This is a genomic window from Streptomyces sp. GSL17-111 (genome assembly GCF_037911585.1).
Taxonomy (GTDB): domain Bacteria; phylum Actinomycetota; class Actinomycetes; order Streptomycetales; family Streptomycetaceae; genus Streptomyces.
Genome location: NZ_JBAJNS010000001.1, coordinates 1,348,538 through 1,364,718 on the forward strand (window position 1 = coordinate 1,348,538; position 16,181 = coordinate 1,364,718).

General features: G+C 73.9%; 11 protein-coding genes. 5 read left to right on the top strand and 6 right to left on the bottom strand.

Annotation, left to right across the window (positions count from 1 at the left end):
* Positions 1–152: 152 nt before the first annotated feature.
* From ilvC to V6D49_RS05690, 5 genes are all read right to left on the bottom strand, one after another.
* Positions 153–1,151 carry a ketol-acid reductoisomerase gene (gene ilvC / locus V6D49_RS05670; protein ID WP_191211745.1) on the bottom strand — a complete coding sequence of 333 codons (999 nt, stop codon included), beginning with the start codon at positions 1,149–1,151 and terminating at the stop codon, positions 153–155.
* Positions 1,152–1,319: 168 nt separating this feature from the next.
* Complete coding sequence (gene ilvN, locus V6D49_RS05675; RefSeq protein ID WP_340557666.1) at positions 1,320–1,844, bottom strand: acetolactate synthase small subunit; 525 nt, start codon at positions 1,842–1,844, stop codon at positions 1,320–1,322.
* A 36-nt stretch (positions 1,845–1,880) separates the two neighbouring features.
* The gene (locus tag V6D49_RS05680) at positions 1,881–3,776 is read right to left on the bottom strand and encodes an acetolactate synthase large subunit (RefSeq protein ID WP_340557667.1); all 1,896 of its coding nucleotides are present in this window, start codon (positions 3,774–3,776) and stop codon (positions 1,881–1,883) included.
* 295 nt (positions 3,777–4,071) lie between these two features.
* On the bottom strand, positions 4,072–7,167 hold the full coding sequence (locus V6D49_RS05685; protein ID WP_340557668.1) for a putative bifunctional diguanylate cyclase/phosphodiesterase: 3,096 nt from the start codon (positions 7,165–7,167) through the stop codon (positions 4,072–4,074).
* A gap of 400 nt (positions 7,168–7,567) precedes the next feature.
* Positions 7,568–8,509, bottom strand: a complete 942-nt coding sequence (locus tag V6D49_RS05690) for a 2-hydroxyacid dehydrogenase (RefSeq protein ID WP_340557670.1) — start codon at positions 8,507–8,509, stop codon at positions 7,568–7,570.
* A gap of 124 nt (positions 8,510–8,633) precedes the next feature.
* Between V6D49_RS05690 and V6D49_RS05695 the strand changes: the two genes are divergently transcribed.
* From V6D49_RS05695 to V6D49_RS05715, 5 genes are all read left to right on the top strand, one after another.
* A complete protein-coding gene (locus V6D49_RS05695) occupies positions 8,634–9,632 on the top strand; it encodes an aldo/keto reductase (RefSeq protein ID WP_340557672.1) in 999 nt (332 codons plus the stop codon).
* Positions 9,633–9,766: 134 nt separating this feature from the next.
* Complete coding sequence (locus tag V6D49_RS05700; RefSeq protein ID WP_340557674.1) at positions 9,767–10,951, top strand: PQQ-dependent sugar dehydrogenase; 1,185 nt, start codon at positions 9,767–9,769, stop codon at positions 10,949–10,951.
* A 61-nt stretch (positions 10,952–11,012) separates the two neighbouring features.
* Positions 11,013–11,252 carry a DUF6191 domain-containing protein gene (locus V6D49_RS05705; RefSeq protein ID WP_340557677.1) on the top strand — a complete coding sequence of 80 codons (240 nt, stop codon included), beginning with the start codon at positions 11,013–11,015 and terminating at the stop codon, positions 11,250–11,252.
* Positions 11,253–11,342: 90 nt separating this feature from the next.
* The gene (locus V6D49_RS05710) at positions 11,343–11,783 is read left to right on the top strand and encodes an RrF2 family transcriptional regulator (protein WP_340557679.1); all 441 of its coding nucleotides are present in this window, start codon (positions 11,343–11,345) and stop codon (positions 11,781–11,783) included.
* Positions 11,784–11,897: 114 nt separating this feature from the next.
* On the top strand, positions 11,898–13,115 hold the full coding sequence (locus V6D49_RS05715; protein WP_340557681.1) for a globin domain-containing protein: 1,218 nt from the start codon (positions 11,898–11,900) through the stop codon (positions 13,113–13,115).
* Here the strand turns inward: V6D49_RS05715 and V6D49_RS05720 are convergent.
* On the bottom strand, positions 13,112–16,165 hold the full coding sequence (locus tag V6D49_RS05720) for a helix-turn-helix transcriptional regulator (RefSeq protein WP_445330620.1): 3,054 nt from the start codon (positions 16,163–16,165) through the stop codon (positions 13,112–13,114). The genes V6D49_RS05715 and V6D49_RS05720 overlap by 4 nt on opposite strands.
* Positions 16,166–16,181: the final 16 nt, after the last annotated feature.

The following is a 16,181-nucleotide window of genomic DNA, read 5'->3' on the forward strand; positions in this document are numbered from 1 at the left end:
TTTCTGCTGGGCAGTCTAATCGTGCCGACGGGCTCGTTCGGCGCGTTCGCCGATCATCCCCCGATCGGGGTTGGCTCGCCCCGCCCGCCGCCCCGTGCGCACGGAGACGCGCGGGCGCCGCGGCGGACGGGTCCGCCGCGGCGCCCGTCGGCTCACGCCTCGTCGTCGACCCAGCTCATGAGCTTGCGCAGCTCCTTGCCGGTGGTCTCCAGCGTGTGGTCGGCGTCGGCCTTCTTGTACTCGTTGTACTTCGGCAGCCCGGCCTTGTACTCGGCCATCCAGTTCTTGGCGAACGTGCCGTCCTGGATCTCGCCGAGGACCTTCTTCATCTCCGCCTTGGTCTGGTCGGTGATGACGCGCGGCCCGGTGACGTAGTCGCCCCACTCGGCGGTCTCGGAGACCGACCAGCGCATCTTGCTCAGGCCGCCCTCGTACATCAGGTCGACGATGAGCTTCAGCTCGTGCAGGCACTCGAAGTAGGCGATCTCCGGCTGGTAGCCCGCCTCCACCAGGGTCTCGAAACCGGCCTTCACCAGCGCCGAGGCACCGCCGCACAGGACGGCCTGCTCGCCGAAGAGGTCGGTCTCGGTCTCCTCGGTGAAGGTCGTCTTGATGACGCCGGCGCGGGTCCCGCCGATGCCCTTGGCGTAGGAGAGGGCCAGCTCGAAGGCCTTGCCCGTCGCGTCCTGCTCGACGGCCGCGATGCAGGGGACGCCGCGCCCCTCCTCGAACTGGCGGCGCACGAGGTGGCCGGGGCCCTTGGGGGCGACCATGCAGACGTCGACGTTGGCCGGCGGCTGGATGAAGCCGAAGCGGATGTTGAAGCCGTGCCCGAAGAACAGCGCGTCGCCGTCCTTGAGGTTGTCCTTGACGGACTGCTCGTACACCTCCGCCTGGATCGGGTCCGGCACGAGGATCATGATGACGTCGGCCTCGGCCGCCGCCTCGGCGGGGGTGACCACCCGCAGGCCCTGCTCCTCGGCCTTCGCCTTGGAGGAGGAGCCCTCGTGCAGCCCGACGCGCACGTCGACGCCCGAGTCGCGCAGGGAGAGCGCGTGGGCGTGCCCCTGGCTGCCGTAGCCGAGCACGGCCACCTTGCGGCCCTGGATGATGGACAGGTCGGCGTCGTCGTCGTAGAACAGCTCGGCCACTTCGGACATCTCCTTGTTGTGTTGCTGTGCGGGCCCGGCACGGGAGTCCCGCGTCGGGTCCAACGTTATGGGGATCGGACGGTGTGCACCGCCGGGTCTCGCGATGCGGTCCGCGGCGGCGGCAGGCCACCGGCGGTACCCGGCCGCCGCCGGTGCGGACGGGCGGCGTTACGCGCTGCGCTCCAGCGCGCGCAGCGAGCGGTCGGTGATGGAGCGGGCGCCCCGGCCGATGGCGATCGTGCCGGACTGCACGAGCTCCTTGATGCCGTACTGCTCCAGCATCTTCAGCATCGCCTCCAGCTTGTCGCTGCTGCCGGTGGCCTCGATGGTCACGGCCTCCGGGGAGACGTCGACGGTCTTGGCGCGGAACAACTGGACGATCTCCACGATCTGGGAGCGGGTCTCGCCGTCGGCGCGCACCTTCACCAGAACGAGTTCACGCTGAACGGCGGCGCCCGGTTCCAGCTCGACGATCTTCAGCACGTTGACGAGCTTGTTGAGCTGCTTCGTCACCTGCTCCAGCGGCAGGTCCTCGACGTTCACCACGATGGTGATGCGGGAGATGTCCGGGTGCTCGGTCGTGCCGACCGCCAGGGAGTCGATGTTGAAGCCGCGCCGGGAGAACAGTGCGGTGATCCGGGCCAGGACGCCCGGCTTGTTCTCCACCAGGACGGAGAGGGTGTGCTTGGACATGGGTTCGGGTCTCTCTCGCTACTCGCGCCGGTGGTCTCAGTCGTCGCTGTCGCCGAAGTCCGGCCGGACGCCGCGCGCCGCCATGACCTCGTCGTTGGAGGTACCGGCCGCGACCATCGGCCAGACCATGGCGTCCTCGTGGACGATGAAGTCCACCACCACGGGCCGGTCGTTGATGGAGTTGGCCTTCTCGATCACGGCGTCCAGGTCGGCCGGGTCCTCGCAGCGCAGTCCGACGCAGCCCATGGCCTCGGCGAGTTTCACGAAGTCCGGGCAGCGGGTGCCCAGGTTCGGCTGCTTGACCTCGGCCGGCTCGCCGTCGGCGCCCTCGGCGGCCCGGCCGCCCTGCGAGCCGGGGCCCGAGTGCAGGACGGTGTTGGAGTAGCGCTGGTTGTAGAACAGCGTCTGCCACTGGCGCACCATGCCCAGGGCGCCGTTGTTGATGACGGCGACCTTGATCGGGATGTTGTTCAGCGCGGCGGTGACCAGCTCCTGGTTGGTCATCTGGAAGCAGCCGTCGCCGTCGATCGCCCACACCGGACGGTCGGGCGCCCCCGCCTTGGCCCCCAGGGCCGCCGGGACGGCGTAGCCCATGGTGCCGAGACCGCCGGAGTTGAGCCACGTGGCGGGGCGCTCGTAGTTGATGAAGTGGGCGGCCCACATCTGGTGCTGGCCGACGCCGGCCGCGTAGATGGTGTCGGCGGGCGCGAGGCGGCCGATGCGCTCGATGACCTGCTGCGGCGAGAGCGAGCCGTCGTCCGGCAGGTCGTAGCCCAGCGGGTAGGTGTCCCGCCAGCGGTCGAGCATCTGCCACCAGCCGCTGTAGTCGGCCTTTGTGCCGCTCTCCTGCTCGGTCTGGACGGCGACGACCAGGTCGGCGATGACCTCGCGGGCGTCCCCGACGATCGGCACGTCGGCGGTGCGGTTCTTGCCGATCTCCGCCGGGTCGATGTCGGCGTGGACGACCTTGGCGTACGGGGCGAAGGAGTCGAGCTTGCCGGTGACGCGGTCGTCGAAGCGGGCGCCGAGCGCCACGATCAGGTCAGCCTTCTGCAGGGCGGTGACCGCCGCGACCGACCCGTGCATCCCGGGCATGCCGAGGTGCTGCGGGTGGCTGTCCGGGAAGGCCCCCAGGGCCATCAGGGTCGTGACGACGGGGGCGCCGGTCAGCTCCGCCAGCACCTTGAGCTCGGCGGTGGCGCCGGCCTTCAGGACGCCGCCGCCGACGTAGAGCACCGGGCGGCGGGACTCACCGACCAGCTTGGCGGCCTCGCGGATCTGCTTGGCGTGCGGCTTGGTCACCGGGCGGTAGCCGGGCAGGTCGTGGGTGGGGGGCCAGGAGAAGACCGTCTGGGCCTGGAGCGCGTCCTTGGCGATGTCCACCAGCACCGGTCCGGGGCGGCCGGTGCTCGCGATGTGGAACGCCTCGGCGATGGTGCGCGGGATGTCGGCCGGGTCGGTGACCAGGAAGTTGTGCTTGGTGATCGGCATGGTGATGCCGCAGATGTCGGCTTCCTGGAAGGCGTCGGTGCCGATGGCCTTGGAGGCGACCTGGCCGGTGATCGCCACGAGCGGGACGGAGTCCATGTGGGCGTCGGCGATCGGCGTCACGAGGTTCGTGGCGCCGGGCCCCGAGGTGGCCATGCAGACGCCGACCTTGCCGGTGGCCTGCGCGTAGCCGGTGGCGGCGTGCCCGGCGCCCTGCTCGTGACGGACGAGGATGTGGCGCACCCGGCCGGAGTCCATCATCGGGTCGTAGGCGGGCAGGATCGCACCGCCGGGAATGCCGAAGACGGTGTCGGCGCCCACCTCCTCCAGCGCACGGACGAGGGACTGCGCGCCCGTGACGTGCTCGACGGTGGCGGGCTGCTGTGCTCCGCCGGTACGGGCCCGCGGCTGCGGTCGGGGGGCTCCGGAGGCCTGCTCGGTCATCGGCTTTCTCTTCTCGGCGAGGTGAGGGTGGTGCCGCCCGTGGAGCGTGGTGCTGGAGGGGTGGGCGGTTCTGATGGTGGCGCTGGTGACGTCCGGTGTCGGATGTCACGTTTGGGCGGGAGTTGTCGGGAGTGCTGGTGCAACAAAAAACCCCTCGTGCCGAGGTGGCAAGCGAGGGGAGCGCGTCGCTGGGGATCGCGGGGGTGGTGAGGGCCCCGGGTCAGCCGACGCGCTGTCCAAGTACGAGAATTCGGGTGCGCATGACGTTGACCTTCCTCCGGTGGCACACACAGTGTCAAGTAGGTGGGACGGACGTCTCACTATGTGAGCGCAACGGCGGATGCGTGACGGGATCCGGCCCGGCCACTCCTCCCCTGCGCACCGGGAGGGCCCGGCCAGCCCTGCTCGCCGACCGTCCGGCGGCCGTCCGGGCGAGCGGCACCGTGGCCGGGTGCTCGGGGACGGGGAACCGGCGGCGGCGCAGGGCGCGGCGCAGCCGGTGCTCGTCCAGCGGACCGCAGAAAGCCGCCCCCTGGCCGTGGGTGCAGCCGAGCCGACGCAGGACGGTGACCTGCTCCACCGTGTCGACGCCCTCCGCGAGCGAGCCCAGGCCGAGGTCGCCCGCGATGCGCAGCAGACCGGCGGTGATGGTGTGCAGCCGTGGAGACGCCACGACGTCCCCCACCAGCGGACCGCCGAGCCGCAGCAGGTCGGCGGGGAGCCCGTGCAGGGCCGTCAGGCTGCCGGAACCGCCGCTGAAACCGTCCACCACCACCGTCACACCGAGGCCGCGCAGGGCCGCGAGCCGCTCCGCCAGCGCGTCCATCGCGCGGGGATCGAGCGGGCTGCCGGGGACGGCGGCGGGCTCCAGCACCAGGCCGCCGGGGGGCAGGCCGTGGCGCTCCAGGAGCGCTTCGACGCCGCCGTCCCGCCCGGCCTGCGCGCACAGCTCCGCCGCGGCGACGCGCACCGCCACGGGCGTGGTGAGGCCCGCGCGGTGCCGTTCGGCGGCCTGCTCGACGGCCTCGCGCAGGAGCAGCGGCCCGTGCGGCCCGCCGGCGTCCACCAGGCCCTGGGCGGCGCCGCGGCGCGCGAGGGCCGCGACGGCGGCGATCTCGCCGGTGGCCAGCTCGACGACGGGTTGGTGCAGCAGGAGCAGCGGCCCGCCCGGACGGGAACCGGTCGCGGAGCCGTCCTCGGCCCCGCCCCGGCGCCGCGCGGCCCTGCCCCCGCGCCCCGCGGGGGCCCCCGGCCGACCGGCGCCCGCCGGGGACGGCCGGGACGCCGACTCGCCCTCCCGGGGGACGGGCAGCAGGGGCGGGGGCGGCTGGGACTGGGCGAGCAGTTCGGGCACGTACAGCTCGACGCGGCCCTTCCCCAGCCGTTTGGCCCGGTACATCGCGAGGTCGGCGTTGCGCATGAGCGCGGCGGGGGCGATGCCCGGTTCGGCGAAGGCGACGCCGATGGAAGCGGCGACCCGGACCTCACCGCCGGTCGTCGGCCCGTCGAGCGGGTAGGGCTCCGAGAGACGCTCGCGCAACCGGTCGGCGATCTCCAGGACGCGGACCTCGCGTTCGGCACGACCGCCCGAGCCGTCGCCCAGGATGAGGGCGGCGAACTCGTCACCGCCGAGCCGGGCAGCGGTGTCCCCCGCGCGGACGGAGTCCAGCAGGCGACGCCCGGCGTGCACGAGGAGTTCGTCCCCGGCCTGATGGCCGAGGCCGTCGTTGACCGCCTTGAACCCGTCGAGGTCGATGAAGAGGACGGCCGCGTCCCGGTCCGGGCCGTCGCCCTCCCGCCGCCCGCCGAGGGCCTGGCGCACCCGGTCGGTGAAGAGGGCGCGGTTCGGCAGGTCGGTGAGCGGGTCATGGGAGGCGTTGTGCTGCAACTGCGCCTGCAGGCGGACCCGTTCGGTGACGTCCCGGCTGTTGAAGATCAGCCCGCCCTGGTAGCGGTTGACCGTGGACTCGACGTTGAGCCAGTCCCCGCAGGCGTGCCGGAACCGGCACTCGACGCGCGTGGCCGGTTCGCCCTCGGCCGGGCCGGCGAGGTAGCGGCGCAGCTCGCGGTGGAGCCGGCCGAGGTCGTCGGGGTGCACCAGGCGGTCCAGGTCGGTGCCGACGAGGGCGTCCGCCTCCCGGCCGAAGACACCGGCCGCCGCCGGGCTGACGTACCGCAGCACACCGGCGGGGGAGGTGATCATGATGACGTCGCTGGAGCCCTGGACCAGGGACCGGAAGTGGTTCTCCTTGTGGACCAGTTCGCGGGTGAGACGGATGTTGTCCAGCAGCATGATGCCCTGCCGCACCACGAGGGCCAGGACGACGGCGCAGGCCGTGCAGAGCACGACGCGGTCGACGGCGCTGCCGTCACGGACGTTGTAGAGCACCCCCAGCATGCAGACGGCGCCGGCCAGGTACGGCGTGAGGGCGGCCAGGGAGCCGGTGACCGGACGCCCGGCGCCCGGTACCGGCGCCTCGTCGCGCTGCGCGTGGACACCGTTGGCCCAGGGCGCGTAGGCGAGCAGGAGGGAACCGGCGAACCACCCGGCGTCCAGGAGCTGCCCGGAGCGGTAGTGGGCCTGGAGCAGGGGCGAGGTGAACAGGGCGTCGCACAGGACGGTCAGGGCGAGGGCTCCCACGGCGGTGTTGATGGCCGAGCGTTGGGCGGAGCCGCGCCGCAGGTGCAGCACGAGCACCATGCTCACCAGCACGATGTCCAGCAGGGGGTAGGCGAGTTGCATCGCGGCCTGGGCGACCGTGCCGTGGTACCAGCCGCCGGTGTGGGTGAGGGCCAGGCTCCAGGACAGGGTGAGCAGCGAGCCGCCGATCAGCCACGCGTCCAGCCCGAGGCAGATCCAGCCGGCCCGGGTGACGGGCCGCTTGGCCAGGACGAGGAGCCCGACGACGGCGGGCGGGGCGAAGAGGAGGAAGGCGAAGTCGGCCAGGGAGACGGCGGGCACCGGACGGCCGAGGACGACCTCGTACCACCCCCACACGGCGTTGCCGAGCCCGGCCATGGCGGACGAGAACGCGAACAGGTACCAGGCGGGGCGGAAGGTGCCGGGGTGGGTGCGGGCGTACCAGTAGCAGGAACCGGCGGCCAGGAACGCCGCGGCACTCAGCCCGAAGTCCCCCATGAAGAGGGCGACTCCACGCGAGCCCCAGCCGAGCGCGGCACCCGCCGCGTAGCTCAGGCAGACGGCCACCAGGACCAGTTGCGGGACCACGGAGGGGCGCGGGGTGCCGGACGGCGCGCCCGCGGCCGGCCGGCCGGGGCCGTCGGGCGACCCCGCGGGCGGGCGGGACGGCGGCCTCGCACCGGACGGCCCGGGTGGCGCGCCCGCCCGGCGCGGACCGACGTCCGTCATGGTCGTTCCGTCAGCGGTCATGGCACCACCTCCCGCCGGAAGCACATCCCGGCCGACGGGGCCGGGTGAGCGTGCCGACGCTCCGGTAGCCGTCCACGATCAGGCAGTTCGTCCTTTGGCCATGCATTCGCCCGTCGCCCCCCTGGGTGTCCTGGTATCTCCCCGTCCGGACGATACACCAGTTCCGTCACTCACGGGTATAGGGTCTCTACACACGGTGACGACCTGCGGGTTTGTCAACACGGAGCGCAATCGTTCGCCTGCGGGGCGTGGCGCAGGGGGCTGCGGGGGCGCCGGGTTCCCGTCGCGGAGCTGACGCGGAAGCCTCCCCGACCGCCCCGCAGCCTCCCGGGTGGCTTCCGGAGGGCTTCAGGGGCTCCCGGTCGGCCTCGCGCGCCGTCGGCCGCGCCGCGCCGGGCCCTCACCCGGCGCGGTGCACGACGTGCTCCAGCGGCCCGCCCTCCGCCAGTCGCCGGAGCTGGGCGCCCACGAGTCGCCGGGCACGCGGCCAGAACGCGGACGTCGGGCCGCCCACGTGCGGGGTGATGAGCACCCCGGGGGCCTGCCACAACGGGTGCCCTGCGGGCAGGGGTTCGGGGTCCGTCACGTCCAGGGCCGCCCGCAGCCGCCCGGACTCCAGCTCCGCCAGCAGCGCACCGGTGTCCACGACGCCGCCGCGTGCGACGTTGACCAGCAGGGCGCCGTCGCGCATCGCGGCGAGGAACCGGGCGTCCACCAGGTGCCGCGTCTCCTCGGTGAGCGGCACGGCCAGCACGACGACGTCCGCCTCCGGCAGCAGGCGCGGCAGCTCCGCCAGGGCGTGCACCGGACCGTACGGACCCGGGCGTGCGGTCCGCGCGACGCGGTCGACGCCGGCCACCTCGAAGGGGATCAGCCGCTCCTCGACGGCCCGCCCGATGCCGCCCTGGCCGACGACGAGCACCCGCCGGTCCGCGAGGGCGGGGCGGAAACCGCCGCGCCAGCGGCCCGCGTCCTGCTCGCGGACGAAGTCGGGGAGCCCGCGCAGGGAGGCGAGGATCAGGGTCAGGGCGAGCTCGGCGGTGCTCGCGTCGTGCACCCCGCCGGCGTTGCACAGGACCGCGCCCGGGGCGAGCGCGTCGAGGCAGGGGGCCATGTGCTCGACCCCGGCCGTCAGGGTCTGCACCAGCCGTACGGACGGCATCCGTTCCAGCGGACGCAACACGTCGGCGGGCGGCTTGAGGTAGGGGACGACATAGCCGACGCAGCGGGCGGGGTCGGCCGGGTAGGGCTCCTCCGCGTTCCAGTAGCGGTAGGTGAAGGCGTCCGGCAGACCCTCCAGGTCGTCCGCCGGCAGGGGAAGCCACACGTCAGCTGCGCTCATGAGGACCCAGGCTAAGGGCTCCCCCCGGAGCCGGGCCGGGTGCGCGGTGCCCGACCGCGGGCCGAACGGGCGGGACCGACCGGTTAGTTTGGGGGTTTCGACGGTGGAAGGGGGAACGGAGCCGGTGGAGGGCAGGACACTCGGCGCCGCGGCACTGCGCGTCGGGACGATCGGTCTCGGCTGCATGCCGATGAGTTGGGCCTACACGACGTCCGAGCAGGTCGGCGAGGAGGCCGTGCGGGCGCTGCACGCCGCGCTCGACGAGGGGACGACGCTGCTGGACACCGCCGACATGTACGGCCCGTTCACCAACGAGCTCCTCCTGGGCCGGGTGCTCAGGCAGCGCCGCGCGGAGGCGTTCGTCTCCACCAAGGCCGGGCTGCTCGTGGGCGACCAGCACATCGTGGCCAACGGCCGCCCCTCCTACATCCGGCGCGCCTGTGACGCCTCGCTGCGCCGGCTCCAGACCGACGTCATCGACCTCTACCAGCTGCACCGCCCCGACCCCGAGGTGCCGGTGGAGGAGACGTGGGGGGCGATGGCGGAGCTCGTCACGGCGGGCAAGGTGCGGGCGCTGGGGTGGTGCGCGGTCGACGCCCGGACCCGCAGGCGCGGCCCCGGCACGGACCTGTACGAGGCGACGCTGACGCAGCTGCGCCGCGTGCAGCAGGTCTTCCCGGTGAGCGCGGTGCAGGCGGAGCTGTCGGTGTGGTCCCGGGAGGCGCTGGGCAGGCTGCTGCCCTGGTGCGCGGAGCGCGGTGTCGGGCTGCTGGCGGCGATGCCGCTGGGGCACGGCTTCCTGAGCGGCACGCTCACGCCGGGCAGCGGCTTCGAGCCCGACGACGTCCGGGCCCGGCACCCGCGCTTCACCGCCGAGATGATGGCGGCCAACCAGCCGGTGGTCGCCGGGCTGCGGCGGGTGGCCGCCCGGCACGGGGACGCCACCCCGGCGCAGGTGGCCCTGGCGTGGCTGCTGGCCCAGGGGCCGCACGTCGTGCCCGTCCCCGGCACCAAGAAGGCCCGCTGGGCCGTGGAGAACGCGCGCGCCGGGCGGCTGCGCCTGACGGACGCGGAGGTGGCCGAGATCGGCGCGCTGCCGCCCGCGCTGGGTTCGTGGGACTGACGGCCGGGTACACGACCGTCGGCCCCACGGGCGCGCTGACGGCGCTGATGGCGCTGATGGCGCCGCCGATCCCTCCGCACACCGCCGCGCCATGTGGTGTCCTGAAGACAACAGGCCGAAGGAAGGAACCCGCCGTGCGACGCCCCGCCTCAACCGCCGTGCTGGCCACCGCGCTGCTGCTCACCGCCGCCTGTGCGGGCGGCCCGGCGGACGACGGGGGGCAGGAGGGGGCGCCCGCACCGCGTCCCACCGACGCCCCGACCGCTTCGCCGGCGGCCTCCCCCGACGCTCCCGGGCCCTCCGGCCCGGCCGCGTCCCCGGCTCCGGCCCGGGGCTCGGTCGATGTCGACGGAACGGTGGCGACGGGGCTGGAGTCCCCGTGGGGCCTGGCTCCCCTGCCCGGCGGCGATCTGCTCGTCTCCTCCCGGGACAACGGCACGATCCAGCGGGTGGCGGCGGAGGACGGCACCGTCACGGAGGTCGGCGCCGTGCCCGGCGTCGATCCGGGGGGCGAGGGGGGCCTGCTGGGCATCACCCTCGGCATCGGTGACGCCGAGGGCTACCTGTACGCCTACTTCACCAGCGCGTCGGACAACCGCGTGGTGCGGATGGCGTACGACGCGGACGACCCGGAGGCGGGGCTCGGCGCGCCGGACACCGTCGTGCGGGGCGTACCGAAGGCGTCGATCCACAACGGCGGGCGCATGGCCTTCGGCCCCGACGGCATGCTCTACGTCGCCACCGGGGACGCGAACCAGGGCGACGCCGCGCAGGACGAGGACTCGCTGGCGGGGAAGATCCTGCGGGTCCGACCCGACGGCAGCGCGCCCCAGGAGGGAAACCTGAAGCCGGGCTCGCCGGTGTTCTCCCTGGGCCACCGCAACGTGCAGGGGCTGGCGTTCGACGGTGCGGGCCGGCTGTGGGCCTCGGAGTTCGGCCAGAACACGTGGGACGAGCTCAATCTCGTCGAGGCGGGGAAGAACTACGGCTGGCCGGTGGTCGAGGGGGCCGCCGACGAGGAGGGCTACGTCGACCCCGTCGCCCAGTGGCGGCCCGAGGAGGCGTCGCCGTCCGGGCTGGCCTGGTCGCAGGGCTCGCTGTGGCTGGCGGGCCTGCGCGGTGAACGGCTGTGGCGCGTTCCGCTGGACGGGCGGGAACTCGCGGCGGAGCCGGAGGCGTTCCTCGAAGGCGAGTACGGACGGCTGCGCACCGTCGTCGCGGACGGCGGCGGCGAGCTGTGGCTGATGAACAGCAACACCGACGGCCGGGGCAGCCCGGACGGCGAGGACGACCGCGTCCTGAAGCTGACGGTCAGCTGACCGTGGGTGACGGAGCGGCCGTCATAAGGACCGCCCGTGCGGGTGGGGTGAGGAGTGCGCCATGTTCGGTCCGGCGGAGGAGTTGTTCACGCCCGGCGTGCAGCACGCCGAGGAGGAACGTCAGCGGCTGGAGCACACCCGGGTCGAGGAGGGTGACCACGGCCCCGGCTGTGGCCCGGTCGACCTGGACTCGGGGCACGTGCTGATCGCGCTGCCGTTCGCCGCGGCGGTCCTGCCGTCGCGCCCCCGCCTGGAGGAGGGCGAGGACGGGGAGGACGAGCCGGAGGGTCTGGCCGTCTGACCACCGGCCCTGCGGTCCGCTCCCGTCGCGCACCTCCGCTACCCGACCCCTAATGCGCATCCCAGATACGCATTAGCTAGAGTTCTTCTCGTGCGACTGACGAAGTTCACCGATCTGGCCCTGCGTTGCGTGATGCGCCTGGCGGTCTGCTCCGAGGACGAGGTGCCCACCACCGGCGACGTGGCCGCCGCGATGGAGGTGCGGCACACGCACGCCGCCAAGGCGATCACGCGCCTGCGCCATCTGGGCGTGGTCGAGACCCGCCGGGGCCGAGGCGGCGGGCTCGCCCTGACCGAGCTGGGGCGGCACGCCTCGCTGGGCTGGCTGGTGCGTGAACTGGAAGGCGAGGGCGAGGTCGTCGCCTGCGACGATCCCCCCTGCCCACTGCGCGGGGCCTGCCGGCTGCGGCGGGCGCTCGGCGGAGCCCAGGAGGCCTTCTACGCCGCCCTCGACCCCCTCACCGTCGCCGATCTCGTCACCTCCCCCACCGGCCCGGTCCTCCTCTCCCTGACCGGCCCCCCACCCCGGTAACCCGACCCGCTCACCCCGCCCGACAACCCGACCCGCTCACCCGACGGCGTCCCGACGCCCCGGGTCGCCCCACATCCATAAATACGCATCTCACATACCTATTCAGGAGGCGCCGTGCTGTCCGAACAGGCCGTACCCGTCGTCAGGGCCACCCTCCCCGCCGTCAGCGCCGCGATCGAGGAGATCGCCCGGACGTTCTACCGCAGGATGTTCGACGCCCACCCCGAGCTGCTGCGGGACCTGTTCAACCGTGGGAACCAGGCGAACGGGCAACAGCAGCAGGCCCTGGCCGGCTCCGTCGTCGCGTTCGCCGGCCTGCTGCTGGAGCGGCCGGACGCGCGTCCCGACGCCATGCTCGCCCGCATCGCGCACAAGCACGCCTCGCTCGGGATCACCTCGGACCAGTACAAGATCGTCCACCGGCACCTCCTCGCGGCCGTGGCCGAGGTGCTCGGCGACGCGGTCACCGACGCCGTCGCCGCCGCCTGGGACGAGGTCTACTGGCTCATGGCCAACGCGCTGATGGCGATCGAAGCCGGACTCTACCGCGACGCCGGCGTCGCGGAGGGCGACGTCTGGCGGCCGATGGAGATCACCGAGCGGCGCCAGGAGACCCCGGACGTGGTCTCCCTCCGCCTCCGCCCCACCGACGGACGTCCGGCGGGAACGTTCCGGCCCGGCCAGTACGTGAGTGTCCGGACCGAGCTTCCCGACGGCGCCCGGCAGATCCGCCAGTACAGCCTCTCCTCCGCACCGCAGGAGGGCGAGTGGCGCATCAGCGTCAAGCGCGTCCGCTCCACCCGGGGACCGCAGGGCGAGGTCTCGACCTGGCTGCACGAGCACGCACGCCCCGGCGGCGTCCTCACCGTCTCCGCCCCCTTCGGCGACCTCGTGCTGCCGGACGAGGCCACCGAGCGGGGCGGACCGCTGCTCCTCGCCTCCGCCGGAATCGGCATCACGCCGATGCTGGGGATCCTCGCCCACCTGGCCCGGGTCGGCTCCGCGCGGCGGGTCGTCGCCGTCCACGCCGACCGCTCCCCCGCCGACCACGCCCACCGCACGGAGCAGTTGGAGCTGGTCCGCGCGCTGCCCGGCGCCCGGCTCCACCTCTGGTACGAGGCGCCCGGCCCCGGGCCGACGGAGGCGTCGACCGGCCTGGCCGACGTGCGCGGCCTGGACCTGCCGGACGGCCTGACCGCCTACCTGTGCGGGCCGACGCCGTTCCTGCGGACCGTCCGCGGCGACCTGCTGGGACGCGGGGTCCGGCCCGAGGACGTCCACTACGAGGTGTTCGGCCCCGACCTCTGGCAGGGCCGCCCCCGGATGAGCTAGCTCGCGGTGACGGGCAGGGCGGGGACGAGACCCAGGCGGTGGGCCAGGGCGGCGGCCTGACCACGGTTGCCGACGCCCAGCTTGGCCAGGATGTTGGAGACGTGGACGCTGGCCGTCTTCGGCGAGATGTACAGCTCGTCGGCGATCTGCCGGTTGCTGCGCCCGGCCGCCACCAGCGCCAGCACGTCCCGCTCGCGCGGGGTGAGGCCGAAGGCCTCCCCCGGTGCGGCCGACTCCGCCCGCCCGGCGGGCTCGGCCGCAGCCTCCGCGTGCAGGGCGATGCGCGCCCGGGCACACAGCAGCTCGATGCCGTCCCGCAGCGGAACGGCGTCCAGTCCGTCGGCCACCGCGTGCGCGGGGCGCAGCAGGCGCTCCGCCTCGTCGCGGGACGCCTGGCCGGGCCGCGCCTCCAGCAGTGACTCGGCCAGCCGGTAGCGGGCGAAGGCCAGCAGGTAGGGCATGTCGAGCGCGTCGAGCCCGGCGATGGCCTCCTCCCAGCGGGCCGGGTCGCTGCGGCCCTCGGCCCGCAGCAGCTCCGCGTCCGCCAGCAGCCCGTACACGGTGGGCGCCGGGTAGAGGCGTGGCAGCCGGCGCGCGGTGCGGCGGACGGCGGCCAGGACCTCGGCGCGTCCGGCGTCCGCCGAGGGCAGGCCGCGCGACTCGGACTCCGCGATGGCGGCGGAGAGCAGCAGCGGCCAGGCGTACCGCTCGGTTCCCATCGGGAAGCCCACCTCGACGGCCTTCATCAGCACCTGGCGGGCCTCCGCCAGCCGACCCCGGGACGCCTCGATGTCCAGTTCCAGGGTGATGAGGGGGATCATGTGCTGGGGCTGCGGGTCGTGCGTGCCGCACAGGCGGCGGGCCTCGGCGAGGGCCTCGGCGGCCTGGCCCGAGCGGCCGCGCAGGACGGCGAGCTGCCCGGTGACCAGCGAGGACGTGATCAGCGACCACGGGGTGTCGGCGTTCTGCCGGGCGTCCTCGAGCGAGCGCTCGGCCTCGTCCCACCGGCCGAGCGCGAAGAGGCTCTCCGCCCGGTTCCCGTAGAGCCAGCCCTTGCGGCCCGGCTGACCGAAGCGCTTGAGCAGCTCCAGCCCCTCGTCCAGCACCTCGAGCGCCTCGGCGAACCGGCCGAGGCCGTGCAGGACGTCACCGAGGTTGGTGTAGGCCCGGCCGACGATGGCGACCATGCCGTGTTCACCGCTGCGCCGCGCCGCCGCGCGCATCTCGGCCACGCCCGCGTCGGCGTCGCCGGACTCGACGAGGAGGTAGCCGAGGGTGGTGCGGGCGTGCAGCTCGATGGCCTCGGCGCCGACGACCCCGGCCAGGTCGACGGCGCGCTGTGCGGTGGTGAGGATGTCCGGGTCGTGCGGGTGCAGTGCGCCGTAGGCGGCCACGTTGGCGAGCGCCTCGGCGTGGACGGGCGAGGGCGGGAGCCCACGCACCAGCTCCTGGGCCTTGGCCAGTTCGTCCCAGCCGTCGCCCTGCCGGTTCAGGCCGCGCAGCTTGCTCTTCTGCGTCCAGAACCACGCGGCGCGCAGCGGGTCGCCGGTGTGCTCGCCCTCGCCGTCCTCCAGCAGCCGCAGCGCCTTCTTGATGGCGGTCAGTGCACGCTTGCGCTCCCCGGCGAGCAGCGCGGTGGAGACGGTCTCGGCGAGGAGGTCGAGGTAGCGCACGGCGTCGTCGTCGCAGCCGCAGGCGGGATAGGCGTCGGCGTGGTCGAAGGCCCGCAGACGGCGCCGCGTCTCGACCGACGCGCTCTCCCACAGCTCCAGCGCCCGGTCCAGCAGGCGCAGCTGCTCGGAGTACGCGTAGCGGCGACGCGCCTGGACGGCCGCGTCGAGGACGGCGGGCAGGGCCTTGGCGACGTCGTGGGCGTGGTACCAGTAGCTCGCCAGCCGGGCGGCGTGGTGCTCCGCCCGGACCAGTGACGGGTCGGCCTCGACGGCCTCGGCGTAGCGGCGGTTCAGGGCCGTGCGCTCACCGGGCAGCAGGTCGTCGCTGACGGCCTCCCGGACGAGGGCGTGCCGGAAGCGGTAGCCGTCGCCGTCCTCCGTCGGGGCCAGCACGTGTGCGCCCACGGCGGCGCGGAGGGCGGCGAGGAGCTCGTCCTGCGGGCCGCCGACCACGGCGGCGAGCAACCCGAACTCGACGGTCGTCCCGCCTCCGGCGGCGATCTGCACCACGCGCTGCGCGGCGTCCGGCAGCGCCTCGACCCTCACGAGCAGCACGTCGCGCAGGGAGTCGCTGAGGTCGCACGTCGCGCAGTGCGTCGTCAGCTCCTCGACGAAGAAGGGATTGCCCTCGGAGCGCTCGAAGACCTCGTCCACCAGTTCGCGGGCCGGTTCCCGGACGCCCTGGATGCCGGCGATCTGGTCCCGTACCTCGACGCGCCCGAGCCGGGGCAGCTCGACGCGCTGGACGGTGCGCAGCCGGTCCAGCTCGGCGAGAAAGGGCCGCAGCGGGTGCCGCCGGTGGATGTCGTCGGAGCGGTAGCTGGCCATCAGCACCACGCGGGCGTGGTGCAGGGAACGGATGAGGTAGGCCAGCAGCTCGCGGGTGGAGCGGTCGGCCCAGTGCAGGTCCTCCACGGCCAGGACGAGGGTGCGCTCCTGGGAGAGGGACTCCAGCAGGCGGGCCGTGAGCTCGAACAGTCGGGCCCGGCCGACCTCGTCGTCGAACTGCTGGGTGGGCTCCCCCAGCTCGGGCAGCAGCCGGGCCAGCTCGCCCTCCTGACCGGCCACGGCGGCGGACATCTCGCCCTCCAGCTGCCGGTACAGGGAACGCAGCACTGTGGAGACGGGGGCGAAGGGCAGACCGTCGGCGCCGATCTCTATGCACCCGCCGACGGACGTCACCACGTCCATGTGCCGGGCGGCGCCCAGGAACTCCTCCAGCAGGCGCGTCTTGCCCACCCCCGCTTCGCCGCCCACCACCACGACCTGCGGCTCGCCCGCCGAGGCGCGGGCGAGCGCGTCGGCCAGCTGGGACAGCTCGGCTCCACGGCCGACGAACACGGGACTGATGCTGGACGCTTGCACGCCGTCGAGCATCGCACAGGGGACCGAC